Source organism: Brachyspira aalborgi (assembly GCF_008016455.1).
GTDB classification, from domain to species: domain Bacteria; phylum Spirochaetota; class Brachyspiria; order Brachyspirales; family Brachyspiraceae; genus Brachyspira; species Brachyspira aalborgi.
In genome coordinates this window covers 867,732-894,050 of sequence record NZ_SAXU01000001.1, presented here as the reverse complement: position 1 = coordinate 894,050, position 26,319 = coordinate 867,732, and the positions used below count along the sequence as shown (strand labels likewise).

Here is a 26,319-nt window from a genome sequence, read left to right as displayed (position 1 = left end):
TTATGATAAGTGACGGCGCATTATCTCAAGATGAAATAGAAGCTTTGCTTAAAGGCTCTGATGAAGCGTTTGGCGGAACTGAAACAGCATCCGATGGAAATGTGGATAAACAACTTTTTAACGAGGCGGCTAAAATTATAGCGGATAATCAGGCTTTTTCATTATCTTCTATTTCCACGAAAACCGTGACTATAACAAATATTGCAACCACTATAGGAAATACTACAAATTTACAGCAAATGCTATCGGGTAAAATGGTAGAGGCTAAAGTGTCTTATACAGGTTCGATTAGCGGAAACGCTTATTATTTCATGGGCGAAAAAGAATCTTTGGCTATATCTTCTTTTATGATGGGACAAAAAGAAGAAATCTTAAACGATATGGTTGCGCAGGCATTGAAAGAAGCATTTTCTCAAATGATAGGCTCTTCAGATAGCGCTTTAACTTCAAGATTCGGAGGCAATTTTACAAATTCGCCTGTAGAAACTTCTATATTGGAAGATGCGTCTAAGATTAATATATCGGGCAGTTTGGCTATAGTTAATGGAACGGCTACAATAGAGGGAGAATTTGAAAACGCTCCTTATGTATTAGCTATGGAACTTCCTCTTTTGCAAGCTCTTATAGGAAATAGCAAATCTTCGAGCGGAAATTCTGCAAGCAATTCTAATAGCGGAGATTCTAATAATAATGAATTTGAACCTTCTAATCAATTAGGAGTTCAGCATGCAGAGTTTAATTCTCTAATGCCTGCGGCGGATATTCAAGGAACGGGAAATATCGGATTGCTTATGGATGTAACCATGAATATGACGGTTGAACTTGGAAGAGCGACTATGACTATTCGAGATATATTAGGACTTGGCGAAGGTTCGATTATAGAACTTCAAAAATTGGCTGGAGAACCCGTTGACTTATTAGTTAATGGAAAACTAATAGCTAAAGGCGAAGTTGTGGTTATAGATGAAAACTTTGGCGTTAGAGTTACCGATATTATCAATCCTATGGATAGATTAAGAAATAAAGCAAAATAATTTGTTTTATAATAAATTAAGAATTTAAGCGGGACTATTTTATAGTCTCGCTTTTTTATTTAATTTATAAAAAGTATAAAATAAGCGTCATCAGTCCGCACAAACTAATAATATAAAAAATTATTAAAATTATTTTAACAAATAAAATATTCTGTTATAACATAACTATGATAAGGTTATTCTGCATAGTAAGTATTTAGGTATGCTTGCTATATAACCGCTTCTCAATTATCCTCCAGTATTTATATTGGCATTTCGCTACTACCATAACTACTTTCAGTTATAGCTCCATTTACAGGCGCAAAACCTTTAGCCGTAATAAATAATTATCTACAATATTATAGTTTCTTGTAATATTCTTAAAAATTTTAATTTTAAATTGTCCTTTATTTTTTGTCATCGCTGTAAGTCGCACAGAGTGGGCGAGCATAAGTGTAGCAATCGCTTTCTTGTCATCGCGATCGATAGCGTGGCAATCCGATTTAAGAAAGTTAATTTTAAATAAAGAAAAGTTTAAAATAAAAAATGGCAGAGCTTTTAAACCCTGCCTATATTAAAAATGAAAACCTTATCTAATTTATCTTAATAATTCTCTATCTACCAAAGTATTTGCAGGTACATAATCATTAACTACTTGAGAGAAAATTAAAGTATCCGCAAAGCCCCCTCGTTTTACCGACAAGAATAAATCGTTATATTCGCTTTCCGCCATTCCCATTTTCTTTAATGTAACCGCTTTATAGAAAGTCGCATCGTTTGCAAATCTTGTGCTTGGATATTCGTTAATAACTCTATCAAATAAATCTACCGCGCTTTGTAATTCGTTCATATCGGTAGAATAAGTTTGATAAAGCATTCCGTTCCATAATAAAGACAGAGGTTTAAATTTTTCTATAGTCGTATTATTCATAACATTTTTAAACGATTCGTTAGCTATAGATATATTTGCTCTATTGCTTTTTGAAAGAAAATAATGAACTATTCCTTTAAATTGATAAATCTGTCCCAAATCAACTCCAACAGGCAAATTATTCAAATCTAAATTATTTATATAATTTCTTGCTCTCGTATATTCTTTATTTGCAATCATTACTCTTATCTCTTTAATAATCAAAGGGTCGGTTTTATGCGTGCTTGCCCAAGGACTATAAAAATTGTATATAGTCGCTTTTCTTTGTCCTCTCCTTATAGGCGTTGAAGTTCTAACCGTAGGAGTCGGCTTTTTGGGGGCGTTATTTTGATTATAATCATTAACGCTAAAATCGTCATAAAAAGGACCTGAATTAAAATTATTCGATTCTAAAATAACATCCTGATTAGTAGACTGTTGATATTCTCGTTCTATTTGATTTATATAATCATCCTGAACATTTTTATTATCTTTACAAGAGGCAATAAAAGATAATAGTATTAAAGATAAAAACATTAATAAAGCTTTTTTCAACATTTTTTACTCCATAAAGTATAATTAATATTTTTTATATTATCGGAAATTATATAATAAATATTAGATAACGGTTTAATAAATTTAATTTTTCTTCAAAATTACTATCTTACGCTTTTATCATAAGGCAAACCCGAAGCTTTCGGAGCTTGAGAGTTTTTTGAAGTAAAAGCCAAAACTATTATAGTCGTTATATAAGGAATCATTTTATAAACGCTATTTGATATCGGCAAATTTGAAAGTATAGGAATTCCCGAATATGCTGACGCTAAAGTTTTCATTAATCCGAAAAAGAAAGCTGCATAAAGTATTCTTATTGGTTTCCACTGCCCGAATATTAAAACCGCCAAAGCTAAAAATCCGTATCCTGCAACCGTAGCATTAAAATTTGTCGAAGTTGGAATAACGAATACCAAACCTCCAATTCCAGCCAAAGCTCCAGAAATTGCAACTCCAAAATAACGCATTTTATAAACATTAATTCCGACAGAATCGGCGGCTTGAGGATGCTCTCCGCAACTTCTTAATCTTAAACCAAATCTAGTTTTATAAAGCGCAAACCATGATAAAGCTAAAATTATAAATCCCAAATAAGTCGTTATATAAGCGTTTTTAAATAATAAATTTCCTATAATCGGAATATTTCCTAAAATTGGAACGGATTCTATTCTAAAATTATTTACAAAAGATATTTGCTGAACTACTTGAATCGCTCTCGTAACATATATTGCAAAAGCGGGGGCGAATATATTTAAAGCCGTTCCGCTTATAACTTGGTCGGCGCTCATATTAATAGAAGCGTAAGCATGAAGCAAAGAAAATATTAAACCAGACAAAGCCGAAATTATTATAGCTATAAATAAAGTAATTGTTGGCGAAAATAAATTTCCGAATCTGCTTATAAAAAATATTCCCGTAAAAGCTCCGATAATCATTATTCCTTCTAAAGCTATATTAACCACTCCGCTTCTTTCTGAAAACATGCCGCCCAAAGCGACAAGCAAAAGAGGAATTGAAAATAACATTGTTTGTTGAACTAAAAAATAAATTGTTTCCATAAATTGTCCTTCTTAATTTTTTTAATTAATTTTCTTTTTTAAGTTTTTTAGAAATAAATCCTGCAATGCTTCTAAACATTAAAGCGAAAGCGCTAAAATAAATTATAGACGATATTATCATTTCTATAACTTCGGGAGTAAAATCATGCATTTGCATATAAAATCCTCCAACCGTTATATAAGCGATAAATATTCCCGCTATTAATATTCCAAAAGGATGCGATAAACCTAATAAAGCTATAGGAATTCCCATAAAACCTTCTTCAGCTAAAATGTCTACGACTTCAATATGTTTTCCAACGCCAGATAAATATAATAAACCTCCTCCGAGTCCCGCTAAAGCTCCCGCTATAACCATCGATAAAATTATATTTCTTTTTTCGTTTATTCCCGCATATCTGCTAGCTTCTTTATTCAATCCGCAGGCTTTAAGCTCAAATCCGAAAGTCGTTTTTGAAAGAATTATATAAATTATTATAACTGTTAGAATCGCTATAAAAAATCCTCCGTTTGCGCTTGAGCCTTTAAATATTGCGTTTAATCCCATATTTGGAATTGTTCCAGATGGCGGAATATTTTGAGATTGATTTTTTAACATATCATAAACCGTTAGAGTGACAAGATAATTAACCAAATACATTCCTATATAATTCATCATAATGCTCGATATAACTTCATTAACATTAAATTTAGCTTTCAAAATTCCTGGCAAATAAGCCCATAAACCGCCAGCGATAAAAGAAACGAATAAAGCCAAAATCCAATGAAGCCAAGATGGAAGGCAAACGCATTTTACCGCAACCAAAACCGCCGCATAAGCTCCGACTATAAATTGTCCAGGAGCGCCTATATTAAAGAGTCCGTTTTTGAAAGCGAAACCTACCGAAAGTCCCGTTAATATTAAAGGAGTAGCCGTATATATAACTTGTCCCATTCCTCTGCTTCCGCCTGAAAATCCGCCCAAAAGTATTGTAATAAAAGCGGGCAAAGCGTCTTTAGGATTGCTTATAAGAAGTATTATTAGTCCGAGTAAAAGTCCTATTATTATTGCAAGAAAAGAAGAAAATATTTTAATAAATCCGTCTTTTTCGAGTATATTAATTATTTGATTTTTCATTTTATTTGCTCCTTTTATGCGCTTCTCTTTGAGCCAGACATATATAATCCAAGTTCGTTTACAGTTAAATTGTTAGGATAGAGATTTGCAACTATTTCGCCTTCAAACATAACTAATATTCTATCGCTTAAATTCATTACTTCGTCAAGCTCTAAAGAAACAAGTAAAACCGCCTTTCCTTTATCTCTCTGATTAATAAGCTCTTTATGTATATATTCAATCGCTCCAACATCGAGTCCGCGAGTAGGTTGAACGGCTATAAGTAAATCGGGTTCTCTGTCAATTTCTCTTGCTATAATAGCTTTCTGCTGATTTCCGCCCGACATACTTCTTGCTATCGTCTTAAAACCTTCGGCGCTTCTTATATCGAATTTTTCTATTAAAGAATTTGAATAATTTTCCATTTCTTTAAAATTTAAAAATCCTTTATTTTGAAATCTTTCGGTAAAATAAGTTTGAAGAATTAAATTCTCTCCCAAAGTATAATCCAAAACTAAACCGTATTTATGTCTGTCTTCGGGAATATGTCCTATTCCGCTTAAAGTCTTTTTCCTAATGCTTAAATCGGTAATATCATGTCCTTTTAAGTTTATGTTTCCAGAATTTAATTCTATCAATCCCGTTAATGCGTATATTAATTCGCTCTGTCCGTTTCCGTCTATTCCAGCTATGCAAACTATCTCGCCCGCTCTTACTTCAAAAGAAACATTTTTAATGATATTCTTTGCGCTTTTATGAGATTTTATATTCAAATCATGAGCCGATAAAATTATATCTTTAGGTTTAGCTTCGCTTTTTTCAACTACCAAAGATATTTTTCTTCCAACCATCATTTCTGACATTTCTTCTTTTGTGGCTTCTTTTACATCTATAGTTCCTATATATTTTCCTTTTCGTAAAACGGAACATCTATCGGCAACCTCTTTTATTTCGTTTAATTTATGAGTTATAAATAAAATTGATTTTCCTTCTTTCGTTAACGATTTCATTATTTTCATTAATTCTTCTATTTCGTTTGGCGTTAAAACTGCAGTAGGTTCGTCAAATATAAGTATATCGTTATCTCTATAAAGCATTTTTAATATTTCAACTCTCTGTTGCATTCCAACCGTTAAATCGCTAATTAAAGAATCGGGATAAATTTCAAGTCCGTAAGTTTTGCTTAATTCTAAAACTTTTTTTCTTGCATCGTCCATTTTTAAAATTCCGTTTTTTACGGTTTCAACTCCGAGTATAATATTTTCTAAAGCGGTAAAATTATGAACGAGTTTAAAATGCTGATGAACCATTCCTATTCCCAAAGCGTTTGCCGTGTTAGGGTTATCAATATTAACTTCTTTTCCATTAACTTTTATGATTCCTTCTTCCTGTTTATAAAGCCCGAATAGAACGCTCATTAAAGTTGATTTTCCCGCTCCGTTTTCTCCGAGCAATGCATGAATTTCGCCTCTTTTTAATTGAACGGTAATATTATCGTTTGCGATTATTCCCTTAAATCTTTTTGTAATGCCGAGCATTTCGACTACATAATCTTCGTTTATATTAGGCATAGTAAAATCCTTGTTAAAAGATTATTTATATTTATATATTACAATATTTTTTATAAAAATGAAATAGCTATAATTATATATTATTGATTTTTTTCTGTTTTTTTGTATATTTATATATATAAGACTTAATTTAACGGATTAAAAATTGAAAGTTAGATTTTTGGGAAGTAGAGGCTCAATACCGACCCCTGGTAATAGTTTTAGCGAATACGGAGGTAACACTTCTTGCATTCAAGTTATAGACGATGATGGAAATTATATCATACTTGACGCTGGAAGCGGAATAAAGAATCTTGCTTATTATGTTTTTAAATCGGAAAAAACCGAAAGCATATTATTATTAACGCATTTTCATTGGGACCATATAATGGGAATACCATTCTTCGCTCCTTTCTTTTCAAATAAATATAGTTTTACAATTTACGGACCAAAAGACACTTCGGGCGAAATGTATGATACGATAAATAATATACTTGCAAAAGATTATTTTCCCGTTAGTTTAGAACAGTTTTCACAAAATTTAAAATTTGACGCATTTTTTGAAGGAAAAAAAATAACTTTTGGAAATATGCTTATAGAAGCGATATGGGTTAATCATCCTTGCCATACTTTATCTTATAAAATAACATCGGGAAATAAAACCATAGTTTATTTAACAGACCATGAACCTTATAAAAAAAGAATGCATGAACAACATCCTTCTTTAGAACATTATAATCATAACGCCGATTTACTTCATGCAAGATTAATAGATTATGTTAGAGGAGCGGATGTTTTAATAATAGAAGGAGAATATACGAAAAGCGAATATTATAACGGACATGTCGGTTGGGGACATTCCACTTTAAATGACGCTATTCAAGTCGGACTCGATGCTGAAGTTCCTTATGTCGTTATTCATCATCATAATCAAGATAGAACGGATTCTCAAATCAAATTAATATACAGCAAATTATTAGCATTTTTGCAAAAAGAAAATATAGATTTGCAATTAGCTTTTGCCAAAGAAGGCTCTTATATAAAAATTTAATTTAATTTTTATTACAATTTTTCATTAATTAAACTATTGACATATTTAAAAAACATGTTAAACTTTATTTATATTGATTGTCAACTATTCGGCAAAGGATTTTTTAATGTATAGTAATATATTTTCAAGTGAAATTCGTCAACAGAACAGAACCCTTACAGGGCTTCCTTCGGTCGCAGAACAGAATTATTACAAGGCTTATTTCATTGCAAAACAAAATCTTGCAAAGTTTATTTCAGTCGTTTAATAGAACTATTATTAGTTATACGAAACAAAATATTATCTTTAATTATTTTAAAATTTTTTATGCAATTTTCTAAATTTCTAAATGCTCATCCCTCAGGGCATAAAGCGAGGGGGTATGCGTTTTTGTCCTTATCAAATACGGGTTTTGATTTTAGGACAACCCCCTTGTTATTTAATTTTAAAATTAAAAAAATATTTTTATGACAAACTAATATATTATTAATTAAAATTATAGTAATTATTTTTAAAATTTTCATTAATAATAACTTTAAGAAATTAAATTATTCTATTATGATATTAGTATTTTATCTTCCCTTGCTTGAAAACGAAGTAATCATAAAAAATGCGCCTATTACAGCCAGGACTATATTTGGAAACCACATTGCAAAAAAAGCTGGGACGGTTCTATTTCCCGCTATTATTTCGGCGGCGGTTATAAGTAAATAATATATTACAACTACAATAACCGATATTCCAAAACCGAAACCTTTTCCGCTTCTCTTTCCGACTATTCCTAAAGGAGCGCCTATAAAAACCATAAATAAACAAGCGGCTGGAATAGAAATAAATTTATGGAATTCAACATAATAAAAATAAGGAACGGACATTTTTATCGCTTCATTTCTTATTGTTGTAATCTCTTGAGAGTTTGTGCTTATATATTCGTTTGAAAAAGATTCTAAACTCTTTACGGAATTATCCTGAATATTTGAATAAGAGTCTATTATCATTCCGCTTATTTGAGCTTCGGCGGAATTGCTTGCCTGACTTTTAGTATCTTCTATTTTTTCGTATATTTTCCAAGCGGGCATTTCTCTTAAACCTCTTTCATGCGATGATAAAGTGCTTACTCTTCTAACTATATTTATATCCATAGAATCGAATACGCTAAAATCGTTACTAACTATTCCAAAATATGGCATTTCTTGAACTATTCCATCCGATAAAGTTAAAGTTATGATTCTTGAATTTGCTTCGTTATTATGCCATACTCCCGATTTTGCAGTTATAACTCTTTTAGATTCTGAAGTTCCGTCAAATATTACAACATTAGACATTCCCATATTATCCGAATATTCCGCTCCAATAGAAAGTCCCATATCCGATATATAAGTAAAATCCGATTTTCCAACCGCAATAGAAGGACGCATATTAATCATATAAGATATTAAAGCTCTGTATCTATAATTTGATTCGCTCATTACAACATTATTAAAGAATAGAGAAAATAAAAAAGTTATAAATCCTAGTATTATTATCGGTATATATATTCTCATATGCGAAAAACCAAGCGCTCGCATAACTATGATTTCATTGTCTGAAGATAATCTTAAATATCCCATTATGCTTGCCATTAATATTGACATTGGTATAGTTATCGCTATATTGAAAGGAAGCATATAAACAAAAACTTCGAGAGATATTTTTATCGGCGCTCCGTTATTGATTATTAGTTTAAATAATTCGGGCAAAAGCTGTATTACGAATATAAAAGTAAAAAATAAAACTCCCGCTACAAAAGGACCTATAGCTTCTATAATTATATATTTTGCTATTTTTTTCATTATAAAATATTAATAAATACTCCAAAAATTAATATGCCTAAAGATATATAACTTAAATAATCAAATATCATAGGCGAAAGTAAAATAATAAAAGCCTTAAAAGAATTATTTATATTAAAAGAAAATTTAATATTTCTATATAATAAAATTAAATAATATATTTGCAGTATCGTAAATACTATCGCTTGAATAAATAAAATCCCTGCAGATTTTGAAAATATTAAAGTTATGGGAAGAATAAATATAAATATTCCGTATATTCCAAAACAGTTGCTTGCAAATATTCTCAAATTATTTTTATCGTTATCTTTAGAAAATATAAAAACCGTAAAATTAATAATCGCTATTTTTATAATATTTGAAACGGCTATATAAGAAGCTATTCCAAAAGTAATTATAAAAAGATTTAAAATATTACTTTTGCTTCCAATAGAATATAAAACCGAAATTGAAACAGTTAAAGCGGTTATTAAATATACGATTAAAGAATATTCAAAATTAATATTTTTTTTAATCGCTTCTTTCGGAGATAATAAATAATAATATAAAGATTCGCAGATTTTCATTAATTTTCTCCTATATAATTTGGAATATAAATATACATAGGAATTCCAATATATTTTGCGCTCATTATCTCTTCATAATAAGGCATAATAGATTTTGGTTTAATTCCGTCCGATACGCTCGACAATAATAGATTTATTAGTTTTTCTTTTTCTTCGGGCTTTTTAATTATATAAGGCTCTTCGTCTTCTATGCCAGCCATTTTTGCAGCGTCTTTTATAGCGTCTTGCAAAGTTCCTATAGAATCTATTAATCCTATTTCTAAAGCGTTTTTACCGCTGAAAACTCTGCCGTCAAATATTTCGTCTTTATTTCCTTTTATTTTATCGCCTCTTGTTTCTTCGACAACATTAATAAACTGCTCGACAAATTCTTTTGTCATATTTTGCCAATATTCAAGTTCGTCTTCTCTTGGTTCTCTGAAAGGCGAGAGGGAATCTTTATTTCTTCCGCTTTTTATCGTATACATTTTTACTCCGTATTTATCCATTAAGCCTGAAAGATTAATAAATTGAGATATGACGCCTATGCTTCCCGTTAGAGTCGATTCGTTGGCGTATATTTTATCCGCTATCATTGAAATATAATAACCTCCGCTTGCCGCCATACTTCTAAAAGACGCTATAATAGGTTTTGGATATTTTTCTTTTAATTCTTTCAAATATTTTAATGTTTCTTCGCATGAAGTTAAAGCTCCGCCAGGACTATCGACTTGTAAAACAATAGCTTTGACATTATCGTCTTTCATATAATATTCAAAATCGTCCATTAAGGCTTCGGTTACGGATTTTATTTCCATGCCGAAATTCGATTTTCTTTTTTCATGCGAAATAACTCCCGTTAAATCTATTACCGCGATTCCTTCTCTGCTCGATACTTGCGGTATTGATTTTGATATATTATTTCTCTTTACTATTTTCATTGCTGAAATATTATTATTTTTTTCTCTTGAAAATATCGTAATTATTCCAATAATTATCGATATTAATATAAAAGCCGAAAATATTATAAATTTTCTATCTTTTTTAATATTCTCTTTTTTATTATTTTCTTCTTCTCTTTCAAATTCAAATGACATTTAAATTTTCCTCCGATTATTTTAATTGTTCTTTATTTTCTTCAATAATATCGTCTATATAAAGCGAAACAAATATAACAGGCTCTCTGCCGATTATTTGCATATATTTTCTTCTTAAAGCTTCTCTCACTTCGTATTTTATTGTAGAAGGAGTTTTTTTATTTTTTGAAAGCAATTTTTTAACCGATTCCATAGCCGAGTTTATTCCTTCTTTTTTTAATTCTTCGGTTTTTAATAATAAACTTTCATTATCTCCCGATTTATAAATAAAACCTTTGCTTTCCGTATCGATTTTTATATCGTAATTTCCATTTATATTTTTTTTAATTATTACATTTGCAGCGACTACTCCGTTTAATGATAATTGCTCTCTATCATGAAATATGCTTTCTTCCAAATCGCCAACTCCTTTTCCGTCAACATATATATTTCTAATTTCTATCGGTTCTGATAATTTTGCGTCTAAATTTTTATCGATTTCCAATACATTGCCATTATAAAGTAAAAAACCTTTTGTGTTAAGTCCGTTTAAATTTTCTACAAGATTTATATGGCTTATTAAATGTCTTTTCTCTCCATGAATTGGAATAAAATATTTAGGTTTAACCAATCTATACATTAATTTTAAATCTTCGCTTGAAGCATGTCCAGATACATGAAGTAGCTTTTTATCTTCTCCAACCATTTTTGCTCCCAAATCAAAAAGATTATTTATCATTCTTGTAACAACCATTTCGTTTCCAGGAATAATGCTTGAAGAAAAAATTACCATATCTCCGTCTTCAATTTTAATATGTCTATGCGAACCAGCGGCTATTAAAGATAATGAAGAATAAGGTTCTCCTTGCGTTCCTGTAGTAAGACAAACTATTTTTTCTCTTGGATATCTGTTTATTTTATCAATCGGAATAACTATATCGTATAGATTTAAATATCCCATTTCTTCCGCTATTTTTGTATATTTAATCAAACTTCTTCCCGAAAAAGTTATATATTTATTATTGACTTTCGCCGCTGTCACCAAATCTTGTATTCTCTCAATACTGCTTGCAAAAACCGCCGCTATTATCATTCCGTCTTTATATGCAAATAGAGGAATTATCGTGCTTTGAACAACGCTTTCGCTTATTGAAAAACCTTCTCTTTGGCAATTTGTAGAATCGGCTAAAAGTAATAAAACTCCTTTCTCTCCATATTCGGCAAATTTATAAAGGTCGATAAATCTATCGGTTGTAGGATTTAAGTCTATTTTGAAATCTCCCGTATGTATTATTATTCCCAAAGGAGTTTTTATGGCGACTCCAACTCCGTCAGGAATACTATGATTTACTCTAATAAATTCTATTTCAAAATTTATTCCTAATTTTATTTTATTTCTCGGTTCTAATTCGTATATTTCAATGTCTTTATATTCGTTTTTATAATCCGATAATTTTGCTTTTAAAAATGCGGCTGTTAATCTCGTTCCGTAAATTTTTATATTTGGAAAATTTCTTAAAAAATGCGGAATCGCTCCGATATGGTCTTCATGTCCATGCGTTAATATTAATCCTATTATATTTTTATCTTTCAAATAAGAAGTGTCGGGTATAACATAATCTATACCAAGCATATGATATCGTGGAAACATAAAACCGCAGTCTATTATAATTAATTCGTTTCCATATTCGATGACAGTCATATTCATACCTATTTCTTGAACTCCGCCAAGAGGTATGATTCTTATTTTATCGTTATTATCGTTCATTGATTTTTATTATTTTATATTTTTACATTTTCTATATTTTAACTATAAAAAGGCATAAAGTCAAGGATTTTTTATTAATTTTAATAATATGAAAGTCAAATTTTACCTTATTTAATAATTAATTTTTAATTTATATATTTAAATTATTATTTTATATTTTGACAAATAAAAATATTTTGTTATAATATTATTAATATTAATTAAAATAGATTTATAAATATTAAACATTAAATAAATATAAAATTAGGCAAATAATTATGAAAAATCAAATACCTAATATATTAAGCGTTAGCAGAATTATTTTATCTCCGCTTGTTATATTTCTTTATTTTTACAATTCTATTATAACGGCAATTTTAGGATTAATATTTTTAATTATCCTTGAAATTACTGACGCTTTGGACGGAATGATTGCTAGAAAACTTAATTTAGTTAGCGATTTGGGAAAAGTTCTCGACCCTTTTGCTGACACAGTTTTTCATATTACTATGTTTACAATTTTTTTATACGAAGGTTCTATGCCGATATGGATGTTTATAATTTCGCTTTATAGAGATATGTTTTCAATGTTTATAAGAATTCTTGGAGGTTTGAGAGGTTTCGCGGTCGCCGCAAAGTTTAGCGGAAAATTAAAAACCGCTTCGAGAGCCGCCGCCGTTATAATAATATTTTTGATAAAAGTTTTAAAATTTACTTCTATTGATTTTCTGCCTTTTGATACAATAACTTATTATAGCTTGCTTATAGTGACGATAATAACGATTTATTCATTTTTTGATTATCTGCCTTTAATAATTGGTAAAAAATAAAGTAATTTTATTTAAATAAATACTTGACAAAAATATAATATATGTTATAATATTTTATATATTAATTTTAATTTAGGAATGAGATTGTGAGTAAATTCGTCAACAGTCAACAGTCAACAGTCAACAGTCAACAGTCAACAGTCAACAGTCAACTAATACATTTAGTTTAAAATTATGTAAACTATTCATAATAAATATTTTTAAGAAATATTATTTAATAGCAAATTCACTTATACGATTTGCCTCGCATTTCTATTGCAAAAAATTAAATTTTATATATTTGGAGTATAAAAATGGACAAAAAAGTAATCGATAATATAGTTTGGTATATACCTTTTAGAAAATTAAGAGATGCAATTAGAGAATATTTGTCAGAACAAATAAGATTGCTCAATAATTTACCAGATAAAAATTATAAATATGATTTGGACACTTGTAGTTTAAAAATATTCGAACTACTTCATGAAGAAGATACAAAAGAATCAATAAAATATATTCGCGAGAACGGTTCTAATGCCATCATGTTTACAGATAGAATAGAAATGTTTAAATTTGTATTCGAAGAACATGTAAAAACTAACGATTATAAAGATAAATTATTTTTAGAATTTGGAGTATTTGAAGGATATTCAATAAATTTCTGTTCTTCTTTAATTCCTGAAGCAAAATTTTACGGATTCGATTCTTTTGAAGGTTTGCCAGAAACATGGCACGCCGAATGTTTTAAAGGCGAATTCGATGTTAAAGGTAAATTACCTAAAGTCAACAAAAATGTTAGTTTAATAAAAGGCTATTTCAATGAAACATTGCCAAAATTTTTAGAAGAACATAAAGAGAAAGCCTCTTTTATACATATCGATTGCGATTTATATTCTTCTACAAAAACCGTCTTCGATAATATTTACGATAGAATTGTTCCAAATACTGTTATACAATTTGACGAATATTATAATTATCCAGGTTGGCGAAATCATGAATTCAAAGCGTTTCAAGAATTTTGTAAAAAGTATAGCGTTGAATACGAATATATAGGAATATCTCTTTATCAAGTAGCGGTTGTAATAAAGAGTATTAAGAATTGATTATTATTTTTATTATATACTAATATATTATCGTCATTGCGAGGCTTTAGTCACTACAATCTCACGATATACTAAAGTCCGCCGTTGGCGAAGTCGGACAGAAGCCAAGCAATCCACTATTAATGAAATTAAATTTTTAAAATTGACTTTATTAAATGTAGATTTTATCAAGTTTCACTTTATTAATTATTTTAATTTATAAATTGAATATATACAGAAAATATATAAAATGTTATAATAATTGTCAATTAATTAAGAATATAATAATTTTATTAAATAAAGTAAAGAAGCGGAAAATTGCGGAGGCATAAAATGAGAATAATTATTACTAATGAAAGCGTTTACGAATGGGCGGCTTATTATACTACAAAATGCATACTAGATTATTCAAACAAAGATAAACCTTTTGTATTATCGTTTCCAATTAGATATATCGATAAATCATATTATCAAAAATTATTGTCTTTCTATAACGATAATATAGTTTCGTTTAAAAATGTTCATATAGTTTCAGCTGGAGAATATATAGATTCTAATATATCTCAAAAATATATAGAAGATAATTTTTTACAATTTATAGATTTGCCTAAAGAAAATATTCATCTTTTCGACAGTTTCGTTTTAGATAGAAAAAAAGAAGCTAAAAGAATGAAAGATTTAATAAAAAATTTGGGCGGAATAACTTTATTAATAGATTCTTTAGCAGAAGATGGAAGTTTTTTACTCAATACTCCAAGTTCGTCTTTAGAGGGAAGCGTTAGAGATAAAAGAGTAAGCGAAATAATAAGAAGTTACGAATCGAAAAAAATAGGAATTGCATCGGAATCTTTTCCAAAAGAAGGATTTACTTTAGGTTTTGAAGAAGCTTTCGATTCAAAATATATAATGATTATTGCAAAAGGTTATGAAGTATCGGAAGCTCTGCCTCATTGCGTGGAAGGAGAGATTAGTCAATTCTATCCTACATCTATATTGCAAAAACATAAAAAATTAATAATAGTAGCGGACGAAGAAGCGAGCGAAAACTTAAAAGTAAAAACTTATAAATACGCTAAAAGTTTGGAAAGCAAAAGTTTGCATCCTAAAGAATTGATTAAAGGATTATATAAATCATATTACGCTTTAACGAATATTAAAATATTTGACGGAGAAAAATTTATAAAAGGTTATTGTATTGTTATAGAAAATAATATTATAAAAAGCGTTGAAAAAGAAATTGATGTTGACGCGGTTATTACGAGAATTGATTTGGGCGGTAAAATTGTAGCTCCTGGTTATATAGATTTGCAAGTTAACGGAATTGGCGGATACGATATAAACGCTTATCCTTCTTTAGAAACTTTGCAAAATATGAGCGAAGTTTGTCAAAAATACGGATGCACTTCATATTTGCCTACAATAATAACTACAGACGATAATCATATGCTTAAAGTAATAGATTTATTTAACAATATAGAGGATTTGTCTGTATTGGGAGTTTTGGGAATACATTTTGAAGGACCTTATATATCGCATGAAAAAAGAGGAATTCATGAAGATAAATTTATAAGACATCCCACTAAAGAAATGATAGATAAAATAAACGATTCAAAATGCGTCATGATTACGGTAGCGCCCGAAACGGTTGACGGAAAAGTTATAGAGGCTTTTGCAAACGCGGGAAAAGTTGTTTCTGCTGGACATACTAACGCCACTTATAACGAAATAAAAGAAAAAATACCTTACGGAATAACTTTTGCAACGCATTTATTTAACGCTATGCGTCCTTGGGGTTCGAGAGAGCCTGGAGCGGTTGGCGCGGTTTTGGAAACTAAAAATATTTACGCTGGTTTAATATGCGATGGAATTCATTGCGATTTTGCTTCTATAGAATTGGCTTATAAATTAAAACAAGGACATATATGCATAGTAACGGATGCAATCTCTCCCGCCGCTTCCGATATAAAAGAATATATTTGGGCTGGAAAAAAATTGCATAGAGAAGGAAACAGATTAATAGACGATAACGGAACTTTGGGAGGTTCGGCGATTACGATGAGTCAATCGGTTAGAAATGCAGTTAATCAAGTTGGCGCTACTTTGGAAGAGGCTTTAAAAATGGCTTCGCTTTATCCCGCTCAAGTTATGAAGATAGACAATAAATACGGAAGAATAAAAGAAGGCTATATTGCAGATTTGGTTATATTGGACGAAAAATTAATCGTTAAAGGAGTCGTATTTAAAGGAAATTATAAAGAATGCAATTATGATTACGAGTGGGAAACTCATACATAAATCATAAAATATATTTTAATTAAAAAGGAAAATTAAATGAATAAAGAGATTTTAGAAAGAGCTAAAAATATTTTTAAGAATCAGGAATTTCAGATTTTTACGGGAATGAAATTGGAGAAATTAGAAGATAAAAAATCTATAATATCATGCGAAAATAAAAAAGAATTATCGCAAGGTTTGGGTTATATGCATGGCGGAATGGTTGCCGCAATTTTAGACACGGCGGGAGGATTTGCAGCTTTCACTGTAATTCCTTCAAATTGTCATTTGGTAACATCCGAGTTAAAAATTAATTATATGCGTCCTGTTATTTCAAAAAAAGTATTTGGAATTGGAGAAGTTATAAGTCAAGGAAAAAAATTAATCGTAGTTGAAGCGACTTTAAAAGACGAAAAAGACAATATGCTTGCAAAAATGATGGCTACTATGTTTGTAGTTGAAGATAAAAAATAAATATTAAAATAAAAAATAAATTTAAGGAGATATTATAATGAAAATTGGATTTATAGGAGCTGGTTCTATGGGCGGAGCTTTAATAGAAGGTTTTATTAAATCTGGCATAGATAAAAAAAATATAATAGCAAGCGTTAAAACAAAAGAAAAAAAAGAAACGCTTGAAAAAAATATTGGAATAAAAGTTTATAACGATAATAAAAAAGTAGCGAGAGAATCGGATATATTATTTATTGCCGTAAAACCTTATATGTTTGAAAATATTTCAAAAGAGATAAAATCTAATATAAAAAAAGAAACTATAATAATAAGCGTAGCGGCTTCGATAAAGAATAAAGAATTAATAAAATTATTTGAAACAAAAAAAATAATTAGAATAATGCCAAATACTCCCGTTAAAACTTGCAATGGATTTATAGCGGTAGTAGAAAGCGATTCTATAGAAAAAAAAATAATTGATTTATTAAGTAAAATTGCAATGGTTAAAATTATTCCCGAAAATCTTATTCATTCTTATACGGCTATTTCTGGATGTTCGCCTGCATTTTTATATATATTAATAGAAGCTATGAGCGATGCTGGAGTTATAATGGGAATAGATAGAAAATCATCAATAGAAACGGCGGCTCAATTATTCAAAAGCGTTGGAGCTATGGTTTTGGAATCTAAAAAACATCCTGCAGAGCTTAAAGATGCCGTATGCACGCCCGCTGGAATAACGATAAAAGGCGTTGAAAAATTGGAAGAAAAAGCCTTAAGAAGCGGACTTATTGAAACAATACTATCAAGTTATAATAAATCTATAGAAAGCGAAGAAAAATAAAATGAATTTAATAAAATTATATTTGACTTTTTTATTCAAATTTATATAATATACAAATAAATATATGTTTATATTTTAAGGAGCATTTATATGCCTAAGAAAACGATATTAGTGTTGGACGATGAAAAAAGTATTAGAACTTTATTTGAAGAAGAATTTAAAGACGAAGGTTATAATGTAGTTTCTACTGACGATGGCGAGGAAGCTTTGAGAATGATTCAAAATGGAAATCCTAGAATCGATTTAATAACATTAGATATTAAAATGCCTAAAATGGACGGACTCGATTTTTTGGCTAAAGTCAGAGAACATCATAGAGATTTGCCCATAATAATATGCACCGCCTATAATAATTATAGACATGAATTTTCTGTATGGAATGCGGACGGATATATATTAAAATCGGGCAATTTAACCGAAATTAAAGATAAAATAAAGAGACTCATAGGTTAAGATTTTTTATGCCTCATATACGAAAAGACCCAGTAACGAAACAATCGGTAATAATAGCTTCCGACAGGACAGGAAGACCTAGCGATTATATTACGGTTAAAGACGATAAAAGAATTTCAAATACCGAATTGAATTGCCCTTTTTGTAAAGGACATGAAAATATAACTCCAAACGCTTCAATTAGTATTTTTGACGATAATTCAAATTGGGCTGTTAGAATCGTGCCAAATAAATATCCTATAATTGCCGAAACTAAAGCGGGCGAACTTCCAAATACTACGAATTTATTTAACGCTTCAAGCTCTAAAGGTTTTCATGATGTTATTATAGAAAATCCTAATCATAATTTTAATTTTTATAACGGGAAAAGCGAAGATTTATTGAAAATTTTTGACGCGGTTATTTTAAGATTAAAAGAATTATATAAAGAAAACGATATGCAATATAGTTTGTATTTCAAAAATTTCGGAAGAGAAGCGGGAGCGAGTTTATATCATTCGCATTCGCAGATGATAACGACTCCTTTTATCCCCGTTCAAATGTTTGACGAAATAAACGGAGCTTTGGAATATTATAATGAAAAAAATAAATGCGTTTATTGCGATATAATAGCCGAAGAAAAAAAACTTAATGAAAGAGTAATTTGCGAAAATAAAGAGTTTATTGCAATTTCGCCTTTTGCTTCAAGATTTCCTTATCAAATATATATTCTTCCAAAAAAACATTTTGATAGCATAATCGACTCTTCCGATTATAATTTTGACTTTGCCGATATAGTTAAAGATGTTTTTAATAGAATAAATAAATTGCTTGGAGAGGTTAGTTTTAATTATGTTTTGCATACTTTATCGCCGACATTAAAACAAAAAGAAAAATATTCTTCTTCAAATCATTGGTTTTTGGATATAATTCCTAAAATGAGCAAATTGGCTGGATACGAACTTGGAAGCGGAGTTTATATTAATTCTATAAATCCCGAAGATGCTGCAAAAGATTTGAGAGATGTTTCTTCAATTTAAAATCTATTTATAATAATTTACAAATATATTGCAAAATATAATTTTTATTTTTGTATATTATTTAATATTTTTGTTATTATATTTTTTAAATTTTCTTTTTCTTCTTCCGACATATTTGAAAACATTTTATTATCGTTGTCTCTTATATATTTAAAAATTATATCTTCTAATTCTCTGCTTTTATCGGTTAAATAAATTTCCTTGTATCTTTTATCTTTAGAGCTTATTTTTCTTATTATAAATCCATTTTTTTCAAGCCTTAATAAAGTTCCCGCTATAGTCGGATTGCTTAAACTTAAAAAATTTTCTATATCTCTTTGATTGACTATTTTATCTTCGTTATGAAGAAGAAATATTAATATATCCATTTGAGAAGAAGTTAATTTATATTTTTTAGAAAATTTATTAAAATTATTTTCTAACGCTATATGAAGCTGTTTAATTAATTTCCCTATAATGAAATTTTCCATATAATTATTATATATTTTTATATTTTAAAAACAATATTATAATTTTTATATGTTTATGATTTAAAAGGTTTGTTATTATTTTATAGCATAAAAAGAATAAGAATTTTTTGCTTTCTTTTACAAAAAAACCGAAATTTTTTATTTCTTTATATTTATATATTTCAAAAATTTAAATTTATTTTTATTTAAATTATTTAAAAAAAAGCAAATTATCATATTGTAAAAAATGCTTTTTAATGATAGAATATTTATTAAATAAAAAAATAAATATTAAAAATTATGAGGAAGCTATGAGATTCAGATGTTCAAAAAAAGATATAGTAAAATCAATCGGAGTAACCGAAAATGTTGTTGAGGGAAAAGTAATTTATAATATAGAAAGCAATGTGCTTTTTCACCTTTCGGGCAATATTCTAACATTAACCGCTACGGACGGTTCGGTTTGGGCGAGAAGTAGAATAATATTGGACGATTGCGAAGGCGAAGGCATCGTTGCAATATACGCTAAAAAAATAAGTTCTATATTAAAAGAAATGCCCGAAGGTATGATAACTATAAATGTTGAAGAAAACGAAAAGATTAATATAGAATCCGAAAACGGAAGAATAAAACACTTAATAATAGGAATGAAAGCGGATGAATTCCCACAATATCCCGAAGGCGAAGGCGATATAAATTATATAATGCTTCCTACAAAAGAATTGGTTAATATGATTAATAAAACCATAACCTCTATAGCGAAAGAGCCTTTTAAACCAGCTTTAAGAGGAATATGCTTTGAAAAAACCGATTCTAAATTTTTAGCCGTTGCGACAGACGGAAGAAGAATGGCTATTATAGAGCGAGAATTTGAAGGAATAGAAAAAGGTTCTTTTTCAATAATTGTAGAGCCAAAAGTTTTAAATGAAATACTTGTAACTGCAAATTATGACGAAGTTGAGCAGGTAAAAATGGGAGTTGATGGACAGCAAGTTTATTTTCAAGTTGGGAAATACGATTTTGTTTCAAGTCTTATTGAAGGAAAATATCCTAATTTTAGACAAGTTATACCGAAAGAATTCGCTTATAGTTTTAGAGTTAATAAAAATGATTTGCTTGACGCTATAAGAAGAATTGTGCCTATGATTAACGATGTTCGTTCAAAAAGAATGATATTAAGCGTTTCTGAAGAGACTCTCAAAGTTAAAGGGATTAATCAAGAAATGGGAGAATCTGTAGAAGAAATAGATATAAAATATTCAGGCGAAGATAATTCTGTAGCTTATAATTATAGTTATATACAAGATGTTATTAAGCAAATTGATTCTGAAATAGTCACTTTTATGGTAAATAAAGATTCAAGTCCGACTATGATAAAAGAGATAGAAAGAGACGACTATTATTTTATAATTATGCCTATGAGTTTAGGAGACGAATAATTAAGTAGTTTCTATTTTTATTCTTTTTGTAAAATGAAAAATGAATTAAACGAATACGGCGAAAATTTAGATTGTCGAAGTTTAAATAGATGGCGTTTAATACTCGGAAGTTTTTCAAATTTAGAAATCGATAACGAATATTCTGAAATAGACGAAACATTAAATTTTTTATACGATAGAGAATATACTCAAAACGGCGGATATTCTTTAGATAATTTTAATAATTCTAATAGTTCAAAAGAAAAAAGCGCTTTAACCGTTCCAAAATGGATTTCAAAAGTCAAAAAATTATTCCCAAAAGAAACCGTTGAAATAATGCAAAAACAGGCTTTAGAAAAATATAAATTGACGGAAATTTTAACTGATGAAAATATACTTAAAGAAATTGAGCCTAATATTGAACTTTTAAAAAATATTTTAACTTTTAAGGATATGATGAGTCAAAATGTTAAAAAACTTGCTTACGATATAGTAAAAAAAACGCTTGAAGAAATTAAAAATAAAATGGAAGTCGAAATAAAAAAAGTTTTCTACGGAAAGAAACTTCCAAATTCAAATACGACAAATAAAATATTTAAAAATCTCGATATAAAAAAAACTATAAGATATAATTTAAAAAATTATGATATTAAAAATAAAACAATTTTTACTGATAAATTATTTTTCAATCAAAATATAAAAAAATATAATCCTTATAATATAATCATACTTATTGACGAAAGCGGTTCTATGCTTGATTCGGTTATTTATTCAAGTATTATGGCTTCGATATTTGCAAATATTCCTTATCTTTCTATTAAACTTGTGATATTCGATATTTCGGTAGTCGATTTAAGCGAACATATAAAAGAGCCTATAGATATATTATTTAAAGTTCAATTAGGTGGAGGAACAAATATAGCGCAGGCTTTGGAATACGCTAAAAAAATAACTTTCGCTCCCGATAAAACAATCGTCCTACTTATAAGCGATTTATTTGATAGCAACGATTACAAACTTATGTATAAGAATGCAAACGACATAATAGAATCTGGAAGCAAATTGATTGTTTTAACCGCTTTAGATTATAACGCTAATTCAATTTACGATAAGGAAGCTGCAAGATATTTTTTAAAAATAGGCGCAAAAGTTGGAGCGTTAACTCCAAGTAAACTTTCAAAATGGATTAGCGATATAATTTCGTAAGAATAGATTAATATCATTTTTAATTTTAAAAAAATAATTAACAATATAAATCTATAGTTATTAATTTATTTTATATATTTCTATTGAAAATAATATAATTTAAAATACAATTCTATAAAAAATTTTATAAATTAAGAGGTTTAAAAATGATTAAAATAGTCGCTAAAAATACGGTTAAAAAAGAAAATAAAGCGGATTTTATAAATACGGCAAAAGAGCTTATAGAAAAAAGCAGGGCGGAAGAAGGATGCATATCCTACACTCTTAACGAAAGTTTAGACGGAAAATATTTAACATTTATAGAAGAATGGAAAGATGAAAAATCTATAGAAATGCATAACAATTCGGAACATTTTAAATCTATAGTTCCAAAATTATCTAAATCTAAAGAAGGCGATATGGATGTTATTTTGTATAAAGAAATTTAATTTTTTATTGACATTAATTTAATTTAAATTATAATTTCTTAAAAATAATTCTAATATAATTTAAAGAGGTTTAAAAAAGATGAAAAAATTATTTTTTATTGTATCTTTTATTATTTTTGTTTCATGTTCAAAAAGTAAAAATATGGATGCCGTTTATGTTAATTTGGGAGCTGAACCTAAAACTATAGACCCAGCTTTGAATATAACTTTGCAAGGCTCGACTTATGTTACGCATTTATTTGAATGTTTAACTACAAAATATAAAGACATTGCAATTCAGCCAGGCGCTGCAGAAAGTTGGGATATTTCCGAAGACGGCTTAACTTATATATTTCATTTAAGAACCAACGGAAAATGGTCGGATGGAAAAACTTTAACTGCAAAAGATTTTGAATATTCTTGGAAAAGAGTCGTAAATCCCGATACGGCAAGCGAACCGAGTTATTTATTTGAGCCTATTCTTAATTTTTCTAAAGTAAATTCTGGAGAGATTGATGTCGAAGAATTTGGAATTAAGGCTTTGGACGATTTTACTTTGGAAGTTAAATTGGAATATCCAACGGCGTATTTTTTGGAATTGGTTAATCTTCCCGTTTTCTCTCCCGTTAGAGAAGATATTGTGGAAAAAAATCCAGACGATTGGACTATAAATCCAGAAACTTGTATAGGAAACGGCGCTTTTAAATTGTTGGAAAGAAAACCAGACGAAAGCATAACAGTTGTAAAAAATACTAATTATTGGAATAAAGATACTATAGTAGCCGAAAAAATAAAATTTGTTTTAATGGATAATCCTAATTCTGCAGTTGCGGGAGTAAAAGAGGGAATTTTGCATTTTTCCGACACTTTTCCTTGGCAGGATATTGACAGTTTGAAAGAAGAAGGTTTAATAGATATTGCCACAAGAATTGGAACGGTATATTACGCTTTAAATACTACAAATAAAACTTTAAAAGATAAAAGAGTTAGAAAAGCTTTATCTTTGGCTATAGATAGAAATTATATAATTGAAAATATAGTTAAATCGGGAAAACCCGCGGGAGCTTTAGTGCCTAGAGGAGTGACGGATGTTGAAGGAGATTTTAGAGAAAATGCGGGCGAATATATAAGCGTAGAGCCTAAAGATTATACAAATAATGTAGAAGAAGCTAAAAGATTAATGGCTGAAGCTGGATATCCAAACGGAGAGAATTTTCCCGTATTAGAATTTTATCTTACTTTTAATAATGATATTCCAATGTTTGAAGCTATTCAAAATATGTGGAAAGTTAATTTAGGAATAGATATTAAACTTATTCGAATGGAATTTGCGCCTTTTATTAACGCTTTTAGAACGGAAAGAAATTATACTATGGCTGGAGCGAGCTGGACAGGAAGCTATAACGACCCTACGACTTTTTTAGGAATGTTCGTAAGTTATTCTTATAAAAATCATTCTTTATTTACGAATAAAGATTTTGACGATGAAATTCTTACGGCTTCAAAAACTATAGACCAAAATATAAGAATGCCCGCCTTACATAGAGCGGAAAAAATTCTTATAGAAGACGAAGCGGTTATTATTCCAATTTATTATTTTGAACCGCCTGTATTGAAAAGTCCGAATTTGAAAGATGTTTTTTATATTCCATTTGCGCAATATAAATTTTCTTATTCGTATTTGGAAAAATAACTAGAATATATTAACTTTATTTATATTTTTTATTTCATAAAAATATCGTCATTGATAAGCTACTACTGAAGCAATCTCGCTCCCCATCATTGAGAGCGATTGAAAGGAAAAGAAGTAATCAACCTTTAATGAAACTACATTTATAAAATTAATTTTTTAAATGTGGGTTACTTCGTCCTCCAATGGAGGACTTTAGTATAGTTCGGTTTTTTGTTATCAAAAAATAAAAAATAATTTATTCAATCCTAACTCTATGCAAACCTCTTAAATAATAAGTTATATCTTGAATATTTTTATCTATCATTTGCTTATATTCTTCGGGAATTTTCTGCTCTCTTATAAGTTTAAACATTTCTAATCCTTCTTGCAAATTTCCAAGCAAACTTATTCTCGCCGCATTTCTCAATATTTTTTTATATTTTGAATAATAAGTATTTTCGGGCATATTGTCAAATCCATAAGTTATAACAAGTTTTTTTTCGTAATCGTCAGTATCGTCCAAAAGTTTCATTCTCATTGTTGGAGTTTCGCTTGCAGGTTTTAATTGAGTTTCGGGTTTCGCTAATTTTGAAGATTCTTTAGGCGCTTCAACTTTTACCGTTATATTCGGAACGGGCATTTGATTTTGAGGAGCATTTTCATCTTGAGGTTTTGCAACTATATTTTGTCCGCCAGCCGTTGTGGAATATCCTTCGTTAATTTCTACTCTGCTATTTTCTATTTTATCAATTATAGTAAATTTTCTTTTTAAATTGTCTTCATTTCCCGCCATAGCTTCTAATTGCTCTGCGGCTCTATTTAATCGCTCTTCGCCTTCCGATAATTCGGAGTTTTTTTCTTTCTCTTCGATTTCTTTTTGCTCTCTATAATCGTCCATTGCGGCGCATAGAATAGTGGCAAGTTTTTTTAATTCTTCTTCGTTATCCGTTATATTTAAAGAGTCCGTAGGATATTCGGGATTTAAATTGCTGTCCGCTTTATCGCTGCTTCCGTAATAATTAACTTGACTGTTTCTTATAGTCGATGCTATATCTCTTGCGGAATCTTTAATATTGCTTCTAATCGCTTTTACTTTTTGAGCTTCTTTTTTCAATAATTCTCTTTTTTTATCTAATATTTCATTTTCTCTTTTTATCTTTTTTAAAATTTTAATATTTTCTTTAAATTGATTTTTATCTTCTTTAGAAATCGCTAATTTATTTTTTTTACTTTTCTTTAATTCGGCTAACGCTTCTTTTAATTTTGAAGTTAATTCTTTTCTTTCTTCTTCCGACTCTTTTAATTTTTTTCTTAATTCCTTTATCTCTTTTAATGTTTCTTTTGAAGAATCTTTTGCAACTCTCTCTACTCTTGCCGTTTTTGAAATTTTCGCTTCCGCTTTTATTTTCTCCGCTTCCAATTTTGCGTTTTTGCTTTCTAATTGTTCTATTTTCTTTTGAAGTTTAGATAATTCGCTTTTATTCAATTTTGAACTTCCCAAATTTTCCGCAGTCGATTTTTTAAGATTATCTTCTAAATTTTTAACTATTTTTTTATATTTTTCTTCCGCTTTTTTGTATTTATTTTCTAATTTTTGTTTTTGAATATCTATTATTTTTTTATATTTTTCATTTAATTCGATTATTTTATCTTCCGATTTTTTTAATTTTAATTGCAATTTTTCAATCAAATTTTTTGAGTTTGTATTTTCTGATTTTGTTTTTATTGTTTTTATTGTAGATATTTTTTTATTTGCTTTTTTGATTGTTTTTTTTACAGCCATTAATTAATTCTCTCTAATTATTATTTATTTTATTTTTT

General features: G+C 28.9%; 24 protein-coding genes. 14 read left to right on the top strand and 10 right to left on the bottom strand.

Going from position 1 to position 26,319, the window contains the following annotated elements; all coding sequences use genetic code 11:
- Positions 1–2 precede the first annotated feature (2 nt).
- Entirely contained in the window at positions 3–1,034 is a 1,032-nt protein-coding gene (fliN, locus tag EPJ79_RS04015) for a flagellar motor switch protein FliN (protein ID WP_147559519.1), read from the top strand.
- Positions 1,035–1,611: 577 nt separating this feature from the next.
- Here fliN and EPJ79_RS04010 read toward each other — a convergent pair.
- The 4 genes from EPJ79_RS04010 to EPJ79_RS03995 all read right to left on the bottom strand — a co-directional run bounded on the left by EPJ79_RS04010 (position 1,612) and on the right by EPJ79_RS03995 (position 6,203).
- A complete protein-coding gene (locus EPJ79_RS04010; RefSeq protein WP_147738529.1) occupies positions 1,612–2,481 on the bottom strand; it encodes a tetratricopeptide repeat protein in 870 nt (289 codons plus the stop codon).
- Between the two features lie 101 nt (positions 2,482–2,582).
- Positions 2,583–3,536 carry an ABC transporter permease gene (locus EPJ79_RS04005; protein ID WP_147738528.1) on the bottom strand — a complete coding sequence of 318 codons (954 nt, stop codon included), beginning with the start codon at positions 3,534–3,536 and terminating at the stop codon, positions 2,583–2,585.
- Between the two features lie 25 nt (positions 3,537–3,561).
- Positions 3,562–4,653 (bottom strand): ABC transporter permease, encoded by a 1,092-nt coding sequence (locus EPJ79_RS04000; protein ID WP_147738527.1) that lies wholly within the window; start codon positions 4,651–4,653, stop codon positions 3,562–3,564.
- Positions 4,654–4,667: 14 nt separating this feature from the next.
- Positions 4,668–6,203 carry an ABC transporter ATP-binding protein gene (locus tag EPJ79_RS03995; protein ID WP_147738526.1) on the bottom strand — a complete coding sequence of 512 codons (1,536 nt, stop codon included), beginning with the start codon at positions 6,201–6,203 and terminating at the stop codon, positions 4,668–4,670.
- A gap of 145 nt (positions 6,204–6,348) precedes the next feature.
- On the opposite strand from EPJ79_RS03995, the gene EPJ79_RS03990 reads away from it, so the two are divergent.
- Together EPJ79_RS03990 and EPJ79_RS11515 are read left to right on the top strand one after the other, a co-directional pair.
- Positions 6,349–7,233 carry an MBL fold metallo-hydrolase gene (locus EPJ79_RS03990; protein ID WP_147529021.1) on the top strand — a complete coding sequence of 295 codons (885 nt, stop codon included), beginning with the start codon at positions 6,349–6,351 and terminating at the stop codon, positions 7,231–7,233.
- Between the two features lie 106 nt (positions 7,234–7,339).
- Complete coding sequence (locus tag EPJ79_RS11515) at positions 7,340–7,480, top strand: hypothetical protein (protein ID WP_158634348.1); 141 nt, start codon at positions 7,340–7,342, stop codon at positions 7,478–7,480.
- Positions 7,481–7,784: 304 nt separating this feature from the next.
- Here the strand turns inward: EPJ79_RS11515 and EPJ79_RS03985 are convergent, their stop codons facing one another.
- The 4 genes from EPJ79_RS03985 to EPJ79_RS03970 are packed head-to-tail and all read right to left on the bottom strand — an operon-like array spanning position 7,785 to position 12,433.
- Positions 7,785–9,044 carry an LptF/LptG family permease gene (locus EPJ79_RS03985; protein ID WP_021959047.1) on the bottom strand — a complete coding sequence of 420 codons (1,260 nt, stop codon included), beginning with the start codon at positions 9,042–9,044 and terminating at the stop codon, positions 7,785–7,787.
- Entirely contained in the window at positions 9,044–9,610 is a 567-nt protein-coding gene (locus EPJ79_RS03980; RefSeq protein WP_147545191.1) for a hypothetical protein, read from the bottom strand. Before EPJ79_RS03980 ends, EPJ79_RS03985 begins: the two co-directional genes overlap by 1 nt.
- Entirely contained in the window at positions 9,610–10,686 is a 1,077-nt protein-coding gene (gene sppA, locus EPJ79_RS03975; protein ID WP_147738525.1) for a signal peptide peptidase SppA, read from the bottom strand. Before sppA ends, EPJ79_RS03980 begins: the two co-directional genes overlap by 1 nt.
- 16 nt (positions 10,687–10,702) lie before the next feature.
- A complete protein-coding gene (locus EPJ79_RS03970) occupies positions 10,703–12,433 on the bottom strand; it encodes a ribonuclease J (RefSeq protein ID WP_147526272.1) in 1,731 nt (576 codons plus the stop codon).
- 257 nt (positions 12,434–12,690) lie between these two features.
- Here EPJ79_RS03970 and pgsA point away from each other — a divergent pair, with 257 nt between their 5' ends.
- The 7 genes from pgsA to galT all read left to right on the top strand — a co-directional run bounded on the left by pgsA (position 12,691) and on the right by galT (position 19,346).
- Complete coding sequence (gene pgsA / locus EPJ79_RS03965; RefSeq protein WP_147525801.1) at positions 12,691–13,242, top strand: CDP-diacylglycerol--glycerol-3-phosphate 3-phosphatidyltransferase; 552 nt, start codon at positions 12,691–12,693, stop codon at positions 13,240–13,242.
- A 293-nt stretch (positions 13,243–13,535) separates the two neighbouring features.
- Positions 13,536–14,324 carry a class I SAM-dependent methyltransferase gene (locus EPJ79_RS03960; protein ID WP_147738524.1) on the top strand — a complete coding sequence of 263 codons (789 nt, stop codon included), beginning with the start codon at positions 13,536–13,538 and terminating at the stop codon, positions 14,322–14,324.
- Positions 14,325–14,636: 312 nt separating this feature from the next.
- Entirely contained in the window at positions 14,637–16,598 is a 1,962-nt protein-coding gene (gene nagA, locus EPJ79_RS03955; protein ID WP_147738523.1) for an N-acetylglucosamine-6-phosphate deacetylase, read from the top strand.
- 36 nt (positions 16,599–16,634) lie between these two features.
- Complete coding sequence (locus EPJ79_RS03950) at positions 16,635–17,051, top strand: PaaI family thioesterase (protein WP_147738522.1); 417 nt, start codon at positions 16,635–16,637, stop codon at positions 17,049–17,051.
- 37 nt (positions 17,052–17,088) lie between these two features.
- Positions 17,089–17,874 carry a pyrroline-5-carboxylate reductase gene (gene proC / locus EPJ79_RS03945; protein ID WP_147738521.1) on the top strand — a complete coding sequence of 262 codons (786 nt, stop codon included), beginning with the start codon at positions 17,089–17,091 and terminating at the stop codon, positions 17,872–17,874.
- A gap of 90 nt (positions 17,875–17,964) precedes the next feature.
- Positions 17,965–18,327: a response regulator gene (locus EPJ79_RS03940; protein WP_021959599.1), complete on the top strand. Its 363-nt coding sequence runs from the start codon at positions 17,965–17,967 to the stop codon at positions 18,325–18,327.
- A gap of 8 nt (positions 18,328–18,335) precedes the next feature.
- Positions 18,336–19,346 carry a galactose-1-phosphate uridylyltransferase gene (gene galT / locus EPJ79_RS03935; RefSeq protein WP_147738520.1) on the top strand — a complete coding sequence of 337 codons (1,011 nt, stop codon included), beginning with the start codon at positions 18,336–18,338 and terminating at the stop codon, positions 19,344–19,346.
- Between the two features lie 44 nt (positions 19,347–19,390).
- Here the strand turns inward: galT and EPJ79_RS03930 are convergent, their stop codons facing one another.
- On the bottom strand, positions 19,391–19,816 hold the full coding sequence (locus EPJ79_RS03930) for a MarR family winged helix-turn-helix transcriptional regulator (protein ID WP_147738519.1): 426 nt from the start codon (positions 19,814–19,816) through the stop codon (positions 19,391–19,393).
- 290 nt (positions 19,817–20,106) lie between these two features.
- On the opposite strand from EPJ79_RS03930, the gene dnaN reads away from it, so the two are divergent.
- The 4 genes from dnaN to EPJ79_RS03910 all read left to right on the top strand — a co-directional run bounded on the left by dnaN (position 20,107) and on the right by EPJ79_RS03910 (position 24,519).
- A complete protein-coding gene (gene dnaN / locus EPJ79_RS03925) occupies positions 20,107–21,234 on the top strand; it encodes a DNA polymerase III subunit beta (protein ID WP_147526492.1) in 1,128 nt (375 codons plus the stop codon).
- Positions 21,235–21,267: 33 nt separating this feature from the next.
- On the top strand, positions 21,268–22,419 hold the full coding sequence (locus tag EPJ79_RS03920; RefSeq protein ID WP_147738518.1) for a VWA domain-containing protein: 1,152 nt from the start codon (positions 21,268–21,270) through the stop codon (positions 22,417–22,419).
- A 146-nt stretch (positions 22,420–22,565) separates the two neighbouring features.
- A complete protein-coding gene (locus EPJ79_RS03915) occupies positions 22,566–22,847 on the top strand; it encodes a putative quinol monooxygenase (RefSeq protein WP_147738517.1) in 282 nt (93 codons plus the stop codon).
- A 79-nt stretch (positions 22,848–22,926) separates the two neighbouring features.
- Positions 22,927–24,519: a peptide ABC transporter substrate-binding protein gene (locus EPJ79_RS03910; protein WP_147738515.1), complete on the top strand. Its 1,593-nt coding sequence runs from the start codon at positions 22,927–22,929 to the stop codon at positions 24,517–24,519.
- Positions 24,520–24,754: 235 nt separating this feature from the next.
- Here the strand turns inward: EPJ79_RS03910 and EPJ79_RS03905 are convergent, their stop codons facing one another.
- Positions 24,755–26,281 carry a hypothetical protein gene (locus EPJ79_RS03905; RefSeq protein WP_147738514.1) on the bottom strand — a complete coding sequence of 509 codons (1,527 nt, stop codon included), beginning with the start codon at positions 26,279–26,281 and terminating at the stop codon, positions 24,755–24,757.
- Positions 26,282–26,319: the final 38 nt, after the last annotated feature.